The organism is Micromonospora sp. NPDC005220 (assembly GCF_040607895.1).
Classification (GTDB): Bacteria; Actinomycetota; Actinomycetes; order Mycobacteriales; family Micromonosporaceae; genus Micromonospora.
Genome location: NZ_JBEXHP010000015.1, coordinates 46,446 through 61,475, shown reverse-complemented (window position 1 = coordinate 61,475; position 15,030 = coordinate 46,446). Strand labels below are relative to the sequence as shown.

Annotated in this window: 15 protein-coding genes; 8 read left to right on the top strand and 7 right to left on the bottom strand. The window is 70.9% G+C overall.

Annotated features, from left to right (window positions below; translation table 11 throughout):
• Positions 1-21: 21 nt before the first annotated feature.
• Complete coding sequence (locus ABZU52_RS09965; protein ID WP_354970680.1) at positions 22-2,058, bottom strand: glycosyl hydrolase family 28-related protein; 2,037 nt, start codon at positions 2,056-2,058, stop codon at positions 22-24.
• A gap of 219 nt (positions 2,059-2,277) precedes the next feature.
• On the opposite strand from ABZU52_RS09965, the gene ABZU52_RS09960 reads away from it, so the two are divergent.
• The 3 genes from ABZU52_RS09960 (at position 2,278) to ABZU52_RS09950 (ending at position 4,455) form a co-directional block, all read left to right on the top strand.
• Positions 2,278-3,360 (top strand): PIN domain-containing protein, encoded by a 1,083-nt coding sequence (locus ABZU52_RS09960; protein ID WP_354970679.1) that lies wholly within the window; start codon positions 2,278-2,280, stop codon positions 3,358-3,360.
• A gap of 281 nt (positions 3,361-3,641) precedes the next feature.
• Positions 3,642-3,863, top strand: a complete 222-nt coding sequence (locus tag ABZU52_RS09955) for a hypothetical protein (RefSeq protein ID WP_030335934.1) — start codon at positions 3,642-3,644, stop codon at positions 3,861-3,863.
• Positions 3,864-4,296: 433 nt separating this feature from the next.
• Positions 4,297-4,455, top strand: a complete 159-nt coding sequence (locus tag ABZU52_RS09950) for a hypothetical protein (RefSeq protein WP_354970678.1) — start codon at positions 4,297-4,299, stop codon at positions 4,453-4,455.
• A gap of 80 nt (positions 4,456-4,535) precedes the next feature.
• Here the strand turns inward: ABZU52_RS09950 and ABZU52_RS09945 are convergent, their stop codons facing one another.
• From ABZU52_RS09945 to ABZU52_RS09935, 3 genes are all read right to left on the bottom strand, one after another.
• A complete protein-coding gene (locus ABZU52_RS09945) occupies positions 4,536-5,597 on the bottom strand; it encodes a Gfo/Idh/MocA family oxidoreductase (RefSeq protein WP_354970677.1) in 1,062 nt (353 codons plus the stop codon).
• A 94-nt stretch (positions 5,598-5,691) separates the two neighbouring features.
• Positions 5,692-6,357 (bottom strand): response regulator transcription factor, encoded by a 666-nt coding sequence (locus ABZU52_RS09940; protein ID WP_354970676.1) that lies wholly within the window; start codon positions 6,355-6,357, stop codon positions 5,692-5,694.
• A complete protein-coding gene (locus ABZU52_RS09935; protein WP_354970675.1) occupies positions 6,345-7,637 on the bottom strand; it encodes a sensor domain-containing protein in 1,293 nt (430 codons plus the stop codon). The genes ABZU52_RS09940 and ABZU52_RS09935 overlap by 13 nt, the downstream gene beginning before the upstream one ends.
• 162 nt (positions 7,638-7,799) lie before the next feature.
• Between ABZU52_RS09935 and ABZU52_RS09930 the strand changes: the two genes are divergently transcribed.
• The 3 genes from ABZU52_RS09930 to ABZU52_RS09920 all read left to right on the top strand — a co-directional run bounded on the left by ABZU52_RS09930 (position 7,800) and on the right by ABZU52_RS09920 (position 10,967).
• Positions 7,800-8,495 carry an SDR family oxidoreductase gene (locus tag ABZU52_RS09930; protein ID WP_354970674.1) on the top strand — a complete coding sequence of 232 codons (696 nt, stop codon included), beginning with the start codon at positions 7,800-7,802 and terminating at the stop codon, positions 8,493-8,495.
• Positions 8,489-10,123 carry an MFS transporter gene (locus tag ABZU52_RS09925; RefSeq protein WP_354970673.1) on the top strand — a complete coding sequence of 545 codons (1,635 nt, stop codon included), beginning with the start codon at positions 8,489-8,491 and terminating at the stop codon, positions 10,121-10,123. The genes ABZU52_RS09930 and ABZU52_RS09925 overlap by 7 nt, the downstream gene beginning before the upstream one ends.
• A gap of 76 nt (positions 10,124-10,199) precedes the next feature.
• Positions 10,200-10,967, top strand: coding sequence for a TetR/AcrR family transcriptional regulator (locus ABZU52_RS09920; RefSeq protein WP_354970672.1), 768 nt, complete (start codon positions 10,200-10,202; stop codon positions 10,965-10,967).
• Positions 10,968-11,026: 59 nt separating this feature from the next.
• On the opposite strand, the gene ABZU52_RS09915 is transcribed toward ABZU52_RS09920, so the two are convergent.
• The 3 genes from ABZU52_RS09915 to ABZU52_RS09905 all read right to left on the bottom strand — a co-directional run bounded on the left by ABZU52_RS09915 (position 11,027) and on the right by ABZU52_RS09905 (position 12,774).
• Positions 11,027-11,425, bottom strand: coding sequence for a hypothetical protein (locus ABZU52_RS09915; protein ID WP_354970671.1), 399 nt, complete (start codon positions 11,423-11,425; stop codon positions 11,027-11,029).
• A gap of 480 nt (positions 11,426-11,905) precedes the next feature.
• Positions 11,906-12,124 (bottom strand): hypothetical protein, encoded by a 219-nt coding sequence (locus tag ABZU52_RS09910; protein WP_354970670.1) that lies wholly within the window; start codon positions 12,122-12,124, stop codon positions 11,906-11,908.
• A gap of 437 nt (positions 12,125-12,561) precedes the next feature.
• A complete protein-coding gene (locus tag ABZU52_RS09905; protein ID WP_354970669.1) occupies positions 12,562-12,774 on the bottom strand; it encodes a hypothetical protein in 213 nt (70 codons plus the stop codon).
• 206 nt (positions 12,775-12,980) lie between these two features.
• Between ABZU52_RS09905 and ABZU52_RS09900 the strand changes: the two genes are divergently transcribed.
• Together ABZU52_RS09900 and ABZU52_RS09895 are read left to right on the top strand one after the other, a co-directional pair.
• Positions 12,981-13,199, top strand: a complete 219-nt coding sequence (locus tag ABZU52_RS09900; RefSeq protein WP_210816850.1) for a winged helix-turn-helix domain-containing protein — start codon at positions 12,981-12,983, stop codon at positions 13,197-13,199.
• A gap of 250 nt (positions 13,200-13,449) precedes the next feature.
• Positions 13,450-15,021, top strand: a complete 1,572-nt coding sequence (locus tag ABZU52_RS09895; protein ID WP_354970668.1) for a Na+/H+ antiporter — start codon at positions 13,450-13,452, stop codon at positions 15,019-15,021.
• Positions 15,022-15,030 lie beyond the last annotated feature (9 nt).

Here is a 15,030-nt window from a genome sequence, read left to right as displayed (position 1 = left end):
CCCCGGGCCGCCCACCGCTCTTCACCACCGCGCCGGAGGCGGAGGCGGCGACACCGGCGGCCGGTCGTCGCAGGTGATGGTGTTGGGCAGCAGCCACGGCGCGAGCCAGCCGCCGTCGTTACCGCCGCTGTCAGTCAGTGTGAACTCCGACCCGGCCGGGGTGAAGTGGAACGATCCGCAGTTGTTGACGCCGACCGCGCCCACGTTGCGGGCGTCCACGTTGGCGAACGAGGCGGACCCGGCCGTGCGGGCGCTGACCACCGAGGTGCCGGTGCCGTCGACCCGGACGTCCCGGAACCGCACGTCGGAGATCGAGTAAAGATCCTTCACCGGCCAGTCGCTGACCAGCATGATCGCGTTGTAGGTGTTGTCCAGGTACGCGTCACCGGTCACCTCGATGCGCGCCTCGATGCTGCGATCCAGGGCGAAGATCCAGATCGCGCCCAGGCCGATGTTCCAGTTCAGCTCGTACGTGCCGGCGCGGGCGGTGGTGTTGTTGGTGAACCGCAGGTGCCCGGTGAACGGCTCCGCCCCGAAGCGGGAACCGGCGTGCAGACCGCTGCCCTCGCGTACCGGGTCGGCGACCAGGTTGTGCGAGACGGTGGTGTCGGTGCCGCCGTAGATGGCGATGCCGTTGGCCAGGGTCGGTGACTGCACGGTGTTGTGGTCGAACGTGTTCCGCGCGTTGGCCGTCTTCTCCGACCACATCGCCAGGCCGTCGTCGCCGGTGTTGCGGACGAAGTTGTGCGCCACCAGGGAGTCGGTGACGCCGGTGTGGAAGTTGAGCGCGTCGGCGATCTGGTCGACGATGATGGTGTTGGTGACCCGGACGTTGCGCATCGGGCCGTCGAACCACAGGCCCGCCTTGGTGTGGCGCAGGTGGAGCCCGTCGATGGTGGAGTCGCTCATCGCCCCGCCGATCGCGTTGACCTGGTCGGTGTCGATGCGCTCCCGCACGTCGCCCTCGATGGCGAAGCCGGAGAGGTGCACGTTCCGGCTGCCGCCGTCGGCGGCGTCCCGACCGTAGAACCCGACTCCGGTGTGCACCGAGCCGTCCGGCGCGGGGGTCGGCAGGGCGACCTCGCGGCCTTTGATGACGGTGTACCAGTTGCCGGCGCCCTCGATGGTCACGTCGTCGACGATGATGTGCCGGTTGACCTGGTAGGTGCCCGGCGGGACGGACACCGTGAGGTGGGCGCGCCGAGCGAAGGCGATGGCCCGGTCCAGCGCGTCGGCGGAGTCCCGCCGGCCGGTCGGGTCGGCGCCGAAGGCGAGCACGTTCGCCGCGAGCAGCCGGACGCGCGGCGGCGCGACCAGTTCGGAGTCGAGCAGGTCGATGACGGTCCAGGCGGCGGCGCTACCGGGCGGCGCGGTGAGCCGAACCTTGTCGCCGGCCCGGTAGGTACGCCCGAGCAGCAGCCGCTGTTCGTCGTAGAAGTGGGTGGGCCGGAACGGCGTGCTGATGCTCGGGTACGGCGTGGTGGCCGACGGCACGCACTGGCACTCGGTGATCCACCAGTCCGGGTGCAGCAGACCGGCCTGCGGGTCGTTGGTGAACGGGTACTGGTTGTAGAGCCACGAGTACTGCGAGGTGAGCGTCATGGTGCGCAGGTGCTTGCCGTTGACCGCGACCTTCAGCGGCGCGGTGATCCCACCACCCTGCGGCGCGTCCGGGATGCTGTACCGCACGGTGATTCCGTTCGCCGCGCTGGGCAGGACGAACTCCACGTACTCGCCGGGGGTGAGCCGGACCGCCCGGCGGCCGGAAGCCTCCGCGGGCAGCGTGTAGGCGGACCGGTCCGGCCCGATGATCTCGCCGTTGGTGCGGGCGTTCTCCGCCTCCTGCTCGAGAAAGTCGACGTCCGCGCCCCGTCCGGCGACCAGCGCCGGATCGAGGGCGGCCCGGGTGACCACCGGCTGCGCGCCAGCGGACGCGGGTGGACTGGCGGCGGCCGAGGTGGGCCCGGCGACCAGCACGGCGAGGCCAGCCGCGAGTGCGACGGCGGTGCCGCTGGGCCGGCCGGGGCGTCCCCGCGCCGGCGTGAGGCTGCGAAACATCGGTGACCCTCCTGGGTGGGTGGTGGTGGAGGTCCGCCCGGCGCTCCCCCGACGCCCGACATTGATCGTCATGATGCAGCACCAGACATCGCACTGCAAGACACCTATCGAACAACGAAAATAAACGACTATCAGGCCGCAAGAAGTGGACGGTCGTCGAGGTGAGCTGTCGCGCGTCGCCCACCCCGACCAGCTCACGCCCGGCGTAGGCTGATCCGCGTGGATCAAGAAGACCGGATCGCCCTGTTCCTCGACTACGAGAACCTCGCGCTGGGCGCGCGCGACCACCGCGGCGGCGCGGCCTTCGACTTCCGGCCCATCGCCGACGCGCTGGCCGAGCGAGGTCGGGTGGTGGTCCGCCGGGCGTACGCCGACTGGTCCTACTTCGACGAGGACCGTCGGATGCTCACCCGGTCCCACGTCGAGCTGATCGAGATCCCGCAGCGGATGGGCGCGTCCCGCAAGAACGCCGCGGACATCAAGATGGCCGTCGACGCGATCGAGTTGGCGTTCGAACGCGACTACATCTCCACCTTCGTGATCTGCAGTGGTGACAGCGACTTCACCCCGCTGGTGCACAAGCTGCGTGAGCTGAACAAGCGGGTCATCGGCGTCGGGGTCGAGGGGTCGACCTCGGGGCTGCTTCCCCCGGCGTGCGACGAGTTCCTCTACTACGACCGGCTGGAGGGCGTGGACATCCCGCCGACCCGCCGCGGTCGCGCTCGCCCCACCACCCGGCAGGCCGGCGCCGAGCAGCGCCCAACGGAGCCGGAGCCCGAAGCGGAGCACCGCCCGCAGGATGCGGAGCCCGACCGGGACGTGGACACGCTCGCCGTGCAGGTCGCCCAGACGGTCGCCGGCCTGCAGGGCAGCGCCAACGGTGAGGTCACCGCCTCCCGACTCAAGCGCACCCTGCTGCGCAAGGACCCGACCTTCAGCGAGTCCGACTACGGCTTCCGCACCTTCGGCGAACTGCTCCGCCACCTCGCCGAGCGCAATGTGATCGAGCTGGCCGAGGGCCCGGCGAAGGGCGACCCCGAGGTCTCGCTGCCCGAGCACGGCGACCGGGAGGTGGCGTTCGGTCTGCTCCGGGGCGTCGTGGCGGACCTGGGCAGCGGCGGCAACCCGGTAGCGCTGTCCGGGCTGAAGAACCAGGTACGCCGGGCCCGCCCGGACTTCAGCGAGAAGAAGCTCGGCTACCGCAGCTTCCTGCAGTTCTGCAAGGCCGCCGCCACCGCCGGCGTCGTGGACCTGCGCTGGAGCCCCGAAGCCGACGACTACCTCCTGACCATCCAAACCTGACCCCGCCCGCCCTTCTCGTGTTGATCAAGAGGTTTGCGTCATCGGGAGCGCGATTCGTGACGCAAACCTCTTGATCACCAACGGGGGTCGGGGGGTGGGAGGGGGCCAGGGGTGGGGTGGGGGTGGGGGGCCTGATTCGCAAGTCAGGAGCGGAAGAACCGCCCGTTATGGTTTCGAACCGCCAACGGTTGGGCCGAAATGCGCCCGGATTGTCGTCCTTGACCCGGTCCGGGCACACCTGCGCCGTACCCTCGGCGCGGGAATTGCTATACGGTCGGCGAATGAAGGTGGAGGAGCACTGGTGGAACGGAGACACGACCCCGCGCGGGCGCCGGGACGTGTACATCCGTACTGACGGGCAGGGTTGGGAGGTCCGCGCCCAGATCGGTGGGGCGTCGGGTCGTGAGCGGGTGCAGCAGTGCCCCAGCCGGGCCTCGGCGGCCATCCTCGCCGATGCCTGGCGCGGCACCCACCCATCCTGGCGCGAGCTGAAGCAGCGCTGATCCGGCACCGGGCCGGGTCGGCAACGCTCCCCGGGCTTTCGCCCGGCGGGCCCGCCGACCGGCCCGGCGCTCGGTACATCGGTCCACCGAAAGCGCTTGCAGGCCACTACACCTCACCGGTCACCGCTTCCGCAGTATGACCGAAGCGACGTCGGCCAGAAGCGTCAACGCCCTATCCAGTCGCGGGCAGTTGTCGCGACCTCGGCACTCAAGGCAGTCGCCCGCCATGGTCTGTCGTGCGCCCGAGTCCAGTGTGTATTCAATACCCGACCTGGGATCTCTGTGATCAGGTGATGAGAAACAGCTCCCGAGGGGCTTATCTAGCTACTTTTCATCCCTTGATCAAGGGAAGGCGGCGGACCTTCGTGTCCCCGCCGTCAGTTCGGGTACACGTACACGCAGGTCCGCCGGTCGTGCCCGATGGAGGTCGCCCATGTCGCAGGGTCCCGACGAGGACAACCCCAGGCTCGACGAGGAGATCCGGGAGGCCGAGCGGCGGCTCGCCAACCTCATCAACTCGTCGGACGATGCGCTGACCGACGACGACGCCCGGGTTCCGGACGACGCCCCCTCCGAGGAGGACGCCGACTAGGGGCCCGCCCGGCGTCATGCCGGACAGGCCCCCAGGATGGTTCAGCGTTTGAGCGTGAAGGTGAAGTCGTCGGGGCCCGGTCAGGCGGTCGGGACCGGCAGTACCACGCCCTCGGCCGCCGACCGGTGCGCCAGCTCGATCAACTCGACGGTGTGGACCGAGTCCCGTGGGTCCACCGGCATCGGAGCGCCGTCGCGCAGCGCCGCCGCCACCTGGGCGTAGAAGCTCTGATACGAGCCGGGCTCGGTCGGCACCGGCCGCAGGTCACCGTCGACGCCGAGCAGGCCGTAGCGGTCCGGCGGAACCTCACCCCAGCCCGGCTGGTCCGGTCGGCCGCCGTCGTGCAGCGCCGCCTCCTGCACGTCCAGCCCGTAGCTGGTGTAGCCGGCCCGGTCGCCCAGCACCCGCAGGCGCGGCCCGAGTTGAGCGGTCACCGCACCCATCCACAGGTGCGAGCGCACCCCGTTGGCGTGGCTCAACGCCACGAAGGCGTCGTCGTCGACGGCCGCGCCCGCGCGGCGACGGTCCACCTCCCCGTAGACCCGGTCGACCCGGCCGAACAGCTGCACCGCCTGGTCGACGAGGTGGGCGCCGAGGTCGAAGAGGGCACCGCCGGCCTCCTCCGGACCGGCGAGCTCCCGCCAGCCCGGCTTGATCGTGGGACGGAACCGCTCGAACCGGGACTCGAAGCGCAGCACCCGCCCCAACTCGCCCTGCTCCACCAGGCGGCGGACGGTCAGGAAGTCGCCGTCCCAGCGCCGGTTCTGGAAGACCGTCAGCGGCACCCCACGCTCGGTCGCCTCGTCGACGAGCGTGCGGCCTTCCGCGGCCGTCGGGGCGAGGGGCTTGTCGACGACGACCGGCAGGCCGGCGGCGAGCGCCGCGCGCGCCATCGGCACGTGGTGCCGGTTCGGCGTCGCCACCACGACCAGGTCCAGGGCGTCCGGGGTACGCCACAGCTCGTCGGCGTCGTCGACCAGGCGGGCGTCCGGGAAGTGCTGTCGCGCCTGCTCGCGCCGCTGCGGATCGCGGGTCACGATGGCGTCGAGCCGCAGCCCGGGGGTCGCGGCGATCAGCGGCGCGTGAAACACCCGGCCCGCCAGCCCGTACCCCAGCAGACCAACCCGCAGCGCCTCCGCCATGCCGTGCCCCCGTCTCCCTGGTCCGCGCCCTGACCTGGCGCGGTACCGCTGAGGTGAATCTACGCCCGGCGCTGACGGGCCCGATCTCGGCCCGTCAGCTCACCGGGTCGGCGCGCAGGTAGGTGAGGACCGCGAGCACCCGGCGGTTGGTGTCGTCGCTGGGCGGCAGGTCGAGCTTCAGCAGGATGTTGCCGACGTGCTTGCCGACCGCCGCCTCGCTGACGTGCAGCCGGCCGGCGATCGAGGCGTTGGAGCGCCCCTCGGCGAGCAGCGCCAACACCTCCCGTTCCCGGGCGGACAGCGCGGCGAGCGGGTCGCGGGGGCGGTGCAGAAGCTGCCGGACCACGTCCGGGTCGATGGCGGTGCCGCCGCCGGCGACCCGGCGCAGCGTGTCGACGAACTCGGTGACCTCGGCGACCCGGTCCTTGAGCAGGTAGCCCACCCGTTGGCCGTCGCCGCTGTCCAGCAGCGCCGCCGCGTACCCGGTCTGCACGTACTGGCTGAGCACCACGACCGGGAGGTGGGGTCGCTCGCCGCGCAGCGCGACGGCCGCGCGCAGCCCGTCGTCGCGGCGGCCCGGCGGCATCCGGATGTCGGTCAACACCAGGTCCGGTTGGTGTTCACGGACCGCCGTCAGCAACTCGGGCGCGGAGCCGACAGCCGCGCAGACCGCGAAGTCGAAGCGGGTCAGCAGCGCGACCAGGCCCTCGCGCAGCAGCACCTCGTCCTCGGCGAGCACCACCCGGGTCACCGACGACATGGCAGCTCCACCCGGACCACTGTAGGGCCGCCGGACGGGCTGGACAGCAGCAGCCGGCCGCCCACCGCGGCCACCCGGTCGGCGAGCCCGGTCAGGCCGGTGCCCCGGGTCGGGTCGGCGCCGCCGTGGCCGTCGTCGGTCACCTCGACGACGAGGTCCGCGCCGGCCCGGGTGAGGCGTACGTCGGCGCGGGTCGCGCGGGCGTGCCGGGCCACGTTGCCCAGCGCCTCGGAGACCACGAAGTAGGCGGTGGTCTCCACGATCTCCGGCAGCTCACCGGGCAGGTCGGCGTGCACGGTGACCGGGATGGTGGCGGCGTCGGCCAGCTCGCGTACCGCGCCGGCCAGGCCGAGGTCGGTGAGGCTCTGCGGGCGGATGCCGTGCACCAACTGCCGCAGCATCACCATCAGACCTCGGGCCTGGTCGTGCGCCACGGCGAGGGGGCGGGAGGCGGGGGAGTCCTCGGGTACGTCCAGCCGGGCCAGCCCCAGCTGGAGGCTGAGGCTGGTCAGCCGGGGCTGCGCGCCGTCGTGCAGGTCGCGTTCGATCCGTCGGCGTTCGGCCTCGTACGCGCCGACCAGCCGGGTGCGGGAGCGGGTGACCTCGCGCAGCGCCGCCGCGTCCACCGGGTGGGCCAGCAGCCAGCGGGCCACCGCCGCCTGAACGGCGGCGAGCAGACCGACGGCGTAGCAGAGCACCGGGATCAGCAGCACCCCCACGATCGCGTACGGGACGGCCTCGCCGGTGCTGTCGATCGGCTGCCAGATCACCACCGGCTCGTTGGCGTCGCCGGCCAACCAGGGGCTGGTGATCATCCCGAGGTCGAGCAGCACCAGCACCAGGAACACCCAGTACGCGACCGGCACGAACCCGCCAAGCCAGAACAGATATGCCACCTCCCGCCAGGTCCCGGGGCTGCGGTAGCGGGCGGCCAGGCCCGGCCACGGCGACGAGGGCAGCGGACGGTTGTCGACGAGCCCGACCCGCCACCGCTCGACGGCGGCGACCGCGAAGCTCAGGATCGGGGCCAACGCCACCAGGATGACGCTGCCGGTAATCAGGAACAGCATCAGCGCGATGCTCGGCGGTCGGTCCTGCCGCCGGAGCGCGTTGACGGCAGGCAGCATGGGTCCGCCGATGACGAGCAGGCCGACGCCGAGCACGCCGGCGATCGGCACGGTGGTCACCAGGTAGGCCAGCGCGCGCCAGGGCCAGGCGGAGAGCAGCCAGCGGCGGTGGCGCAGCGCCTCGGCCAGGTGCGAAGGGTGTTCCGGAGTCATGCAGCAGACGCTAATCGGGGGCGACCGGACGCCCCAGCCGTCCAAATCCACTCTTCGGGTATGCCCAGCACTACCGGCCGAACGGGTGTGCGGGGTCCGGAAACGGGAAGGACGTGCCGTCACGCGACCCGCGTGGCCTGTGCTGACGGCGGCTGGAGAGACATGGGTGCCAGAACCTTCGTGGTGGTCGGCGGGACCAGCGGTCTCGGCCTCGCGGTGGCCCGACTGCTGGTCGACGAGCATCACGTCGTGGTGTTCGGCAACGTGCCGGCCGAGGTCGCCGCCGTGACCGAGGAGCTGGGTTGCGACGGGGCGGTCTGCGACATCTCCTCCTACGAACAGGTCCGCGACGGGTTCGCCGGGGTGGTCGAGCGGTACGGCACGATCGACGGGGTGGCGGCCTGCGCCTCAATGTGGGCGGGCGGCGACCTGACGGAGCTGTCGGTGGAGCACATCCGCCGGGCCGTGGAGATCAACGTTCTGGGCCTCACCTACCTGCTGCGGGAGGCGGTGCAGCACCTGCACCGGCAGGGCCACGGCAACGTCGTGTACATCGGCGCGCTGGCGCTGGCGGCCCCCCGGCCCGGGATCCCCGTCTACCGGGCCACCAAGAGCTACGGCAACAGCCTTGTCGATTCGCTGGCCGAGGTGCAGCACAGCAACCGGGTCAAGGTGATGCAACTGCATCCCGGGCCGATGTCGACGCGGCTACAGGAACGGGTTGGCGCCGAGTTCCTGGACCAGGTGTACGCCATGCCCGAACAGGTCGCCACCGAGGTCGTCCGGCTGCTGCTGCTCGAACCCGACGAACTTTACGTCTCCGGTGAGCGCGTGCTGCGCGCGGACGGGCGGTGGTGACGGCCGCAGCCGGGCCCCCCGAGCGTCCGGCCTCGGCCTGGGCTCCGCTGCGGACGGGGGTCTACCGCAACCTGTGGCTGGCCCTGCTCGCGGCCAACATCGGCACCTGGATGCAGACCGTCGGCGCGCAGTGGCTGCTGATCCACCACTCCAACGCCTCCACCCTTGTCGCGTTGGTGCAGACCGCCAGTCTGCTGCCGGTGCTACTGCTGGCGTTGCCCGCCGGCGTGCTGGCCGACAGCTTCGACCGCCGGCATTTGCTGATCGCCGTGCAGCTGTTCCTGGTGGCGGTGGCGGTGGCGTTGACCCTGCTCACGCTGACCAACCGGATGCCACCGGCGCTGCTGCTCACGCTCACCTTCGCGTTCGGGGTCGGACAGGCGCTCACCCTGCCGGCCTGGGCGGCGGTGATCCCGGAGCTGGTGCCGCAGGACCAGCTGCGGTCGGCGTCCGCGCTCGGTTCGATAAGCGTGAACGTGGCGAGGGCGGTCGGGCCCGCGGTGGCCGGCGTGCTGATCGCCCGTACCGGCGTCGCACCGGTCTTCGGCATCAACGCCGTCGCCTTCGCGATCTTCGCGTACGCGCTGTGGCGCTGGCGGCCCGGCAACGCCCGCGCGGTGGAGGTGCCCGAGCGGTTCACCGCCGCGTTGCGCGCCGGCAGCCGCTACGCACGCCACTCGCCGACCGTACGCCGCTTGTTGCGCCGTGCGCTGGTCTTCGTGGTCCCGGCCAGCGCGCTGTGGGCGTTGCTGCCGTTGGTCGCGAGTCGGCGGCTCGGGCTGGGCTCCGGCGGGTACGGAATGCTGCTGGCCGCCCTCGGCGTGGGCGCCATCGCCGGTGGTGTGCTGCTGGCCGTGATCCGCACCCGGCTGTCGGCCAACCAGCTCCTGCTGATCGCCGGGGCGCTGTTCACCGTGGCGCTGACCGTGGTCGGCACCGTGCGGGTGGTGCCGCTGGTGCTCCTCGCCCTGCTGCCCGCCGGGATGGCCTGGGTGACGGTGCTGGCCAACGTCAACGCCGAGATGCAACTCTTCCTGCCCAGCTGGGTACGGGCCCGGGGCCTGGCCGTCTACCAGGTGTGCTTCGCCGGTGGGCAGGCGGTCGGCGCGCTCGTCTGGGGGTTGGTGGCCGACACGGCCGGGCTGGTCCTCGCGTACCTGGCGGCGGCGGCGCTGATGCTTGTCGGCACCGTGACGAGCCGGATCTGGCCGTTGCCGGACCTGCGGTCGGTGGACCGGGAACCGGCGGCCTACTGGCCGCAACTGCACCTGGCGCACGAACCGGACCCGGGGGTGGGGCCGGTGCTGGTGACGGTCGAGTACACCGTCCGGCCGGAGCGAATCCAACGGTTCCTGGAGGCGATGGACCTGGTGCGGGGGGCGCGGCAGCGGACCGGCGCGATGCGCTGGGGGCTGTTCCGCCCGGCCGAGACGGTGGACCGGTTCGTCGAGGTGTATCTGGTGCCGTCCTGGGATGAGCACCTGCGCCAGCACGGCGGCCGGTTGACCGGTGAGGACCGCGCCGCCGAGCAACGGGCCCGGGACCTGACCGACGGCGAGCCGGAGGTCCGACACCTGGTGCCCGCCGCCGCCGGCCCGAGGCTGTCCGACGAGCGCGAGGCGCTGTGAGGAACCGCGCGAGCGGCGGGAGGGGCCGGCCGCGCGGGCGTACGGCGTACGGCCGCGTTGTTAGGATGGCCGCACCATGGCGAGTGAGCGTAAGGCGACCGCGGACCCGGCCCGCAGCCTGGCCCTTCTCTGGCGTACCCGGGAGCCGACCAGCCGCAGCGCCGGTCCGGCGCTCAGCGTCGACCGGATCGTCCGGGCCGCGATCGACATCGCCGACGCCGAGGGGCTCGACGCGCTGACCATGCGCCGGGTCGCTGAGGCGCTGGGGGTCGGCACCATGTCGGTCTACACCTACGTGCCGGGCAAGGCCGAACTCGTCGCCGTCATGATCGACACCGCGTACGGCGAGATGCCGCGCCCCGCCGTCGAGGGCGACTGGCGTACCCGGTTGGAGCGGATCGCCCGCGACAACCTGGCGCTCTACCAGCGGCATCCCTGGATGCTGCGGGCCGAGACGACCCGACCGGTGCTCGGCCCGCACCTGATGGCCAAGTACGACTACGAGCTCAGCGCGATCGTCGACATCGGGCTCACCGACGTCGAGATCGACGCGGTGCTCACCCTCGTGCTCGGGCACGTGAAGAGCGCCGCACGGGCCGCCTCCGAGGTGGTCGACCTGGAGCGCGAGACCGGCATGACCGACGGCCAGTGGTGGCAGTCGCACGCGCCCTGGCTGGAGACGTTCATGACGGCCGGCGCCTACCCGACCGCCTCCCGGGTCGGCACCGCAGCCGGCCAGCAGCACGCCGCCGCGTACGGCCCGGAGTACGCGTTCGAGTTCGGTCTGCAACGCGTCCTCGACGGGATCTCGGTGGTGGTCGCCGAGCGGGCGGCCAACCGGTAGCCGCGACCCGCACCGCCGAGCTACGCGGTGGGGCGGGCGGTGCGGGGACACCGGCCCAATCAACGATCCATCTCGGGAATCCGGTCGGACTCCGCCACCGTGGCGCGGACCTTCCGCAGCGTGGCGTCGGGGGCGCGGATCGCGGCCCGCCAGCGGTCCAGCGTCCGAGTGAGCACCCGCACCACGAACTGCAACTGGTTGACCTGCTCGCGCAGCGTGCCCAGCTCGGACCGGGCGCTGAGCGCCTCGACCTCCAACTGGGTGATCCGGGTCTGCAACGGCTGCACGAGGGTGAGGGCGGCCTCGGTGAGGGTGTCCGCGGCGTCGGCCTTGAACTTGCCCCGCTGCACCACGACGGTGGCGATCGCCGCCAGACCGGTGCCACCGCCGAGGATGCCGAGCACGCTGAGCGCCACCTGCACCCAGTCCGGTGCGGCTGGCGCCGGTGCGATATTCACGTGATACCTGCCGGCAGCTTTTCGTAGCTCAGAACGCCGCAGAGCGGCGCTGCGGCCAGGACGGCGACCTCGTACGGTTGGTGGCGGGACCGGATCCGAAGGCTTCCCACGGCAACTCCTTGGTCGAGGACCGGCGTCCGGCAGCGGCCGATGGGCCAGTGCCGTTCGGTGGGTCGCGACTGTCGAGCTGCGGTCCGGGCGGCGAAGCCCAGTAGGCACGTTGTCTGTGGACGGTCGTTAGGCGAGAAGATGAAGCGCCGCGACGTCGTTGGCTGCCGGTAACTGCCTGTGTATCACCGATTACCGGGTGTCGTCCACCTGGTGAAACGGCGCATTCCCGCAGGTCAGCGCCCGTCGCTGGCGGGTTTTTGGGCGCCGCGACGGGTGTGGTGCGGCGACCCGGCCGCACGCCCACCCAATGACAAGAAGTGTCGGATATTTTACCGAGGGTGACAGTGGTGTGGCCGGGTCGCCGATCAATCAACGGGCGAGCAGCGCGCGCAGCGCCCGGGGCACCTCGGCCGGTGCCTCCTCCGCCATGAAGTGTCCGCAGCTGACCGTCTGGTGGTCCAGGTACGCCATGCCGCGAAGCTGCCGACGCTGGTTGCCATGCCTGATGCTCCTCATGGTCAGGTTCCACAACGCCGAGGCGGCGCGCCACCCGACCGCCTGGCCGCCGCACCGCTCCAGGGGCCACATACTGCGAGATCTTGGACAGTTTCCGTTCCGTGCGAACGGAAACTGTCCAAGATCTACGAACAGTCGCCAAGCCGAACACCGGGTACGACAAGCTCGCCATGCGCCACCTGGCCACCGTTCGCACTGTTGCCATCAGCGAGTGGCTATGACCGGGACCTGTGAAACACGGCCTTGGCCCGTACGTGTCGGGTGACGCCCCCTGCGCCCCGGTTTGCTGACCACTGTTGGTGCCGAGGCGACGCGTAGCCCGGCTTTGATCACGTACAGCTCACGCCTGGCCGTGGCCAGCCCTCGCGCGTCGAGGACGTACCCCGAAACCCACACCCACCCGTTGTACGGGTCGACCTCGCCGATGGACCCCAGCCGCATCATCAGCGCCCGGTTCCCCGTGAACTGCACCGAGCAGTCCGGGCCGATGAACACGACGTCTCCGGCCTTCACGGCAACCAACCGATGAACCTGCGTCGGAGCACATCCGGTGGCGCCCAGCTCATGTCCTGTCCGGCAGAGATCAGGCACAGGCTCACGTAGTACGCCAGCGGCACCCGCTCGTGTTCGGTCAGCAGTTCCGCGCGGCGTGTGACACAGGGCCACGGCCGGTCGCATCCCTCGCACAGCCAGAGTGGCCGGACCGGTGCGTGTGTGGTCATCGGCTTTCACCTGGCCAGTGGCCCCGGTTGATCGGGATCTTGTGTCTGTGCGCCAGGGTCATGGCTACGGCCGCTAGGTACCCGTTGAAGCTCACCATCCGCACACCTCCAACCTACGTTACTGGGTACTCTGGGTGTACCGACGATACCCCGTGTCGCCTGATGAATCCCCCTGCGTGTTCTCTGGACTGCAGGGAGGACGACCGATGGCTGAGCCGCTGTATCAACAGATCGCAGACGACATCACGAGACAGATCGAGTCGGGCGTGTTGAAGCCTGGCGATAAGCTGCCCAGCACATCTCAGCTCTGCGCGCTCTACGAAGTGAGTGAGACGGTCATCCGCTTCGTCATGATCCAATTGAAGGCTCGGGGCTTGGTGTACGGCCAGCCCGGCCGAGGGGTCTACGTCACGGCACGCGACTAGTGCCGGCCGCTAAACGCGTCTGTTAGCTGGTCAAGACGTACGGCAGAACCACGACCTGTGCGGAGAAGCGGCCCGTAGCTCTTCTCTCCCAGCGCACGCTCTATCCCGGTGCCCGTTCTCGTGCCAGACGAGACGCCCCCTGCTCGGGCTACCTGGCGACTTGCCGGTTTCCGCCGGAACGAGCCGGCCGGTGCGGTCAGATGGAACCACCGGCGGGTCCACCGTCGGCCATCGGTCCGAGGGGGTAAGCGTGGAGGCGCTCATCCTGATCGTGGTGCTCGGCGCCACCGTCCTCATCGGCACCACTCTCGGTGGTCGGTACCGGGTCGCGCCCCCGGTCCTGCTCATCGCGTTCGGGGTGCTGCTCGGGCTCACGCCGCCGCTGTCCAAGGTCACCCTGGAACCCGACCTGGTCCTGCTGATCTTCCTGCCGGCGATCCTGTACCGGGAGAGCCTCACCATCAGCCTGCGGGAGATCCGGGCCAACCTGCCGGTGATCGGGCTGCTCGCCGTGGTGCTGGTGGTGCTCACCATGGTCACGGTGTCGTTCGCCGCGCAGGCGTTCGGGGTTCACCCCGCCGCCGCATGGGTGCTCGGCGCGGTCCTCGCGCCGACCGACGCCGCCGCGGTCACCGGGCTGGCCAAGAGGCTGCCCCGCAAGCTTCTCACCACTCTGCACGCGGAGAGTTTGATCAACGACGGCACCGCGCTGGTGGTCTTCGCGGTGGCCGTGGGTCTGCTCACCCAGAGCGCCAAGCCGGGTGTGCTGGCCATCGGCGAGGAGTTCGTCGGCGCCAGTGTCGGCGGCGTGGTCGCCGGTCTGCTGGTGGGGGCCGCCGTGGTGCTGATCCGCAAGCGGCTCGACGATCCACTGCGCGAGGGCGCGCTCAGCGTGCTGACGCCGTTCGGCGCCTTTCTGCTCGCCGACACGGTGCACGCCAGCGGTGTGCTGGCGGTGGTGGTAGCCGGCCTGGTGCTGGCCTACGCCGGCCCACGGGTGATCCGCGCCCGCTCCCGGGTGCTGGCGTACGCGTTCTGGGACCTGACCACCTTCCTGATCAACGGCGGATTGTTCGTCCTGCTCGGCACACAGATCCCCCGCGCGGTCCGGGGCATCACCAGCACCTCTCCCGAACGGGCTCTGGTGATCGTGCTGGTGGTCACAGTGGTCGTTACCGGCACCCGGCTGCTCTTCGTCTACCTGACCGCGCAGGCCGCGAACCTGCGGCGCCGCATCATGGACCCGAGCCAGGGACCGTGGAGCTGGCGGGTGGCGACCGTCGCGGGCTGGTCCGGTTTCCGGGGTGCGGTGTCGCTCGCCGCTGCCCTCGCCGTTCCGACGATGACAGCCGCCGGTCGGCCGGTGGTCGAACGCGATCTGATCATCTTCGTCACCGCGCTGGTGATCGTGCTGATCATGCTCCTCCAGGGCACCACCCTGCCGTTGGTGGTGCGCTGGTCCGGGCTGAGCGGCGACCCGGAACGCGTGGACGAGACCCGGCATGCTCGGCGGCGGGCCACCGAGGCGGGCTTGGCCGCTCTTCCCCAGGTCGCCGCCGAGGTCGGTGTCGAGGGTGACTCGGTGCGTCGGCTGAAGGCCGAGTACCAGCGGCATCTGGAGGACCTCAACGAGAGCGGCGGGAACACCGCCGAGGAGCGCCAGCTGGATCGCCGACTGCGCCTCGGCGTCCTCGCCCGCAAGAGGCGGGAGGTCACCCGACTGCGCGACAACCAGGAGATCGACGACCTGGTGCTGCAGGAACTCCAGGCCGCGCTGGACAACGAGGAGATCCGGCTGCTGGGGCGCGGGCCCAACGAGTGACCGTCTTCG

What these genes read in the sequence shown, in the direction of transcription:
- ABZU52_RS09965 (WP_354970680.1), bottom strand. Translation starts at nt 2,058, where the DNA reads ATGTTTCGCAGCCTCACGCCGGCGCGGGGACGCCCCGGCCGGCCCAGC.
- ABZU52_RS09955 (WP_030335934.1), top strand. Translation starts at nt 3,642, where the DNA reads ATGAAGGTGGAGGAGCACTGGTGGAACGGAGACACGACCCCGCGCGGG.
- ABZU52_RS09950 (WP_354970678.1), top strand. Translation starts at nt 4,297, where the DNA reads ATGTCGCAGGGTCCCGACGAGGACAACCCCAGGCTCGACGAGGAGATC.
- ABZU52_RS09945 (WP_354970677.1), bottom strand. Translation starts at nt 5,597, where the DNA reads ATGGCGGAGGCGCTGCGGGTTGGTCTGCTGGGGTACGGGCTGGCGGGC.
- ABZU52_RS09940 (WP_354970676.1), bottom strand. Translation starts at nt 6,357, where the DNA reads ATGTCGTCGGTGACCCGGGTGGTGCTCGCCGAGGACGAGGTGCTGCTG.
- ABZU52_RS09935 (WP_354970675.1), bottom strand. Translation starts at nt 7,637, where the DNA reads ATGACTCCGGAACACCCTTCGCACCTGGCCGAGGCGCTGCGCCACCGC.
- ABZU52_RS09930 (WP_354970674.1), top strand. Translation starts at nt 7,800, where the DNA reads ATGGGTGCCAGAACCTTCGTGGTGGTCGGCGGGACCAGCGGTCTCGGC.
- ABZU52_RS09920 (WP_354970672.1), top strand. Translation starts at nt 10,200, where the DNA reads ATGGCGAGTGAGCGTAAGGCGACCGCGGACCCGGCCCGCAGCCTGGCC.
- ABZU52_RS09910 (WP_354970670.1), bottom strand. Translation starts at nt 12,124, where the DNA reads ATGTGGCCCCTGGAGCGGTGCGGCGGCCAGGCGGTCGGGTGGCGCGCC.
- ABZU52_RS09905 (WP_354970669.1), bottom strand. Translation starts at nt 12,774, where the DNA reads ATGACCACACACGCACCGGTCCGGCCACTCTGGCTGTGCGAGGGATGC.
- ABZU52_RS09900 (WP_210816850.1), top strand. Translation starts at nt 12,981, where the DNA reads ATGGCTGAGCCGCTGTATCAACAGATCGCAGACGACATCACGAGACAG.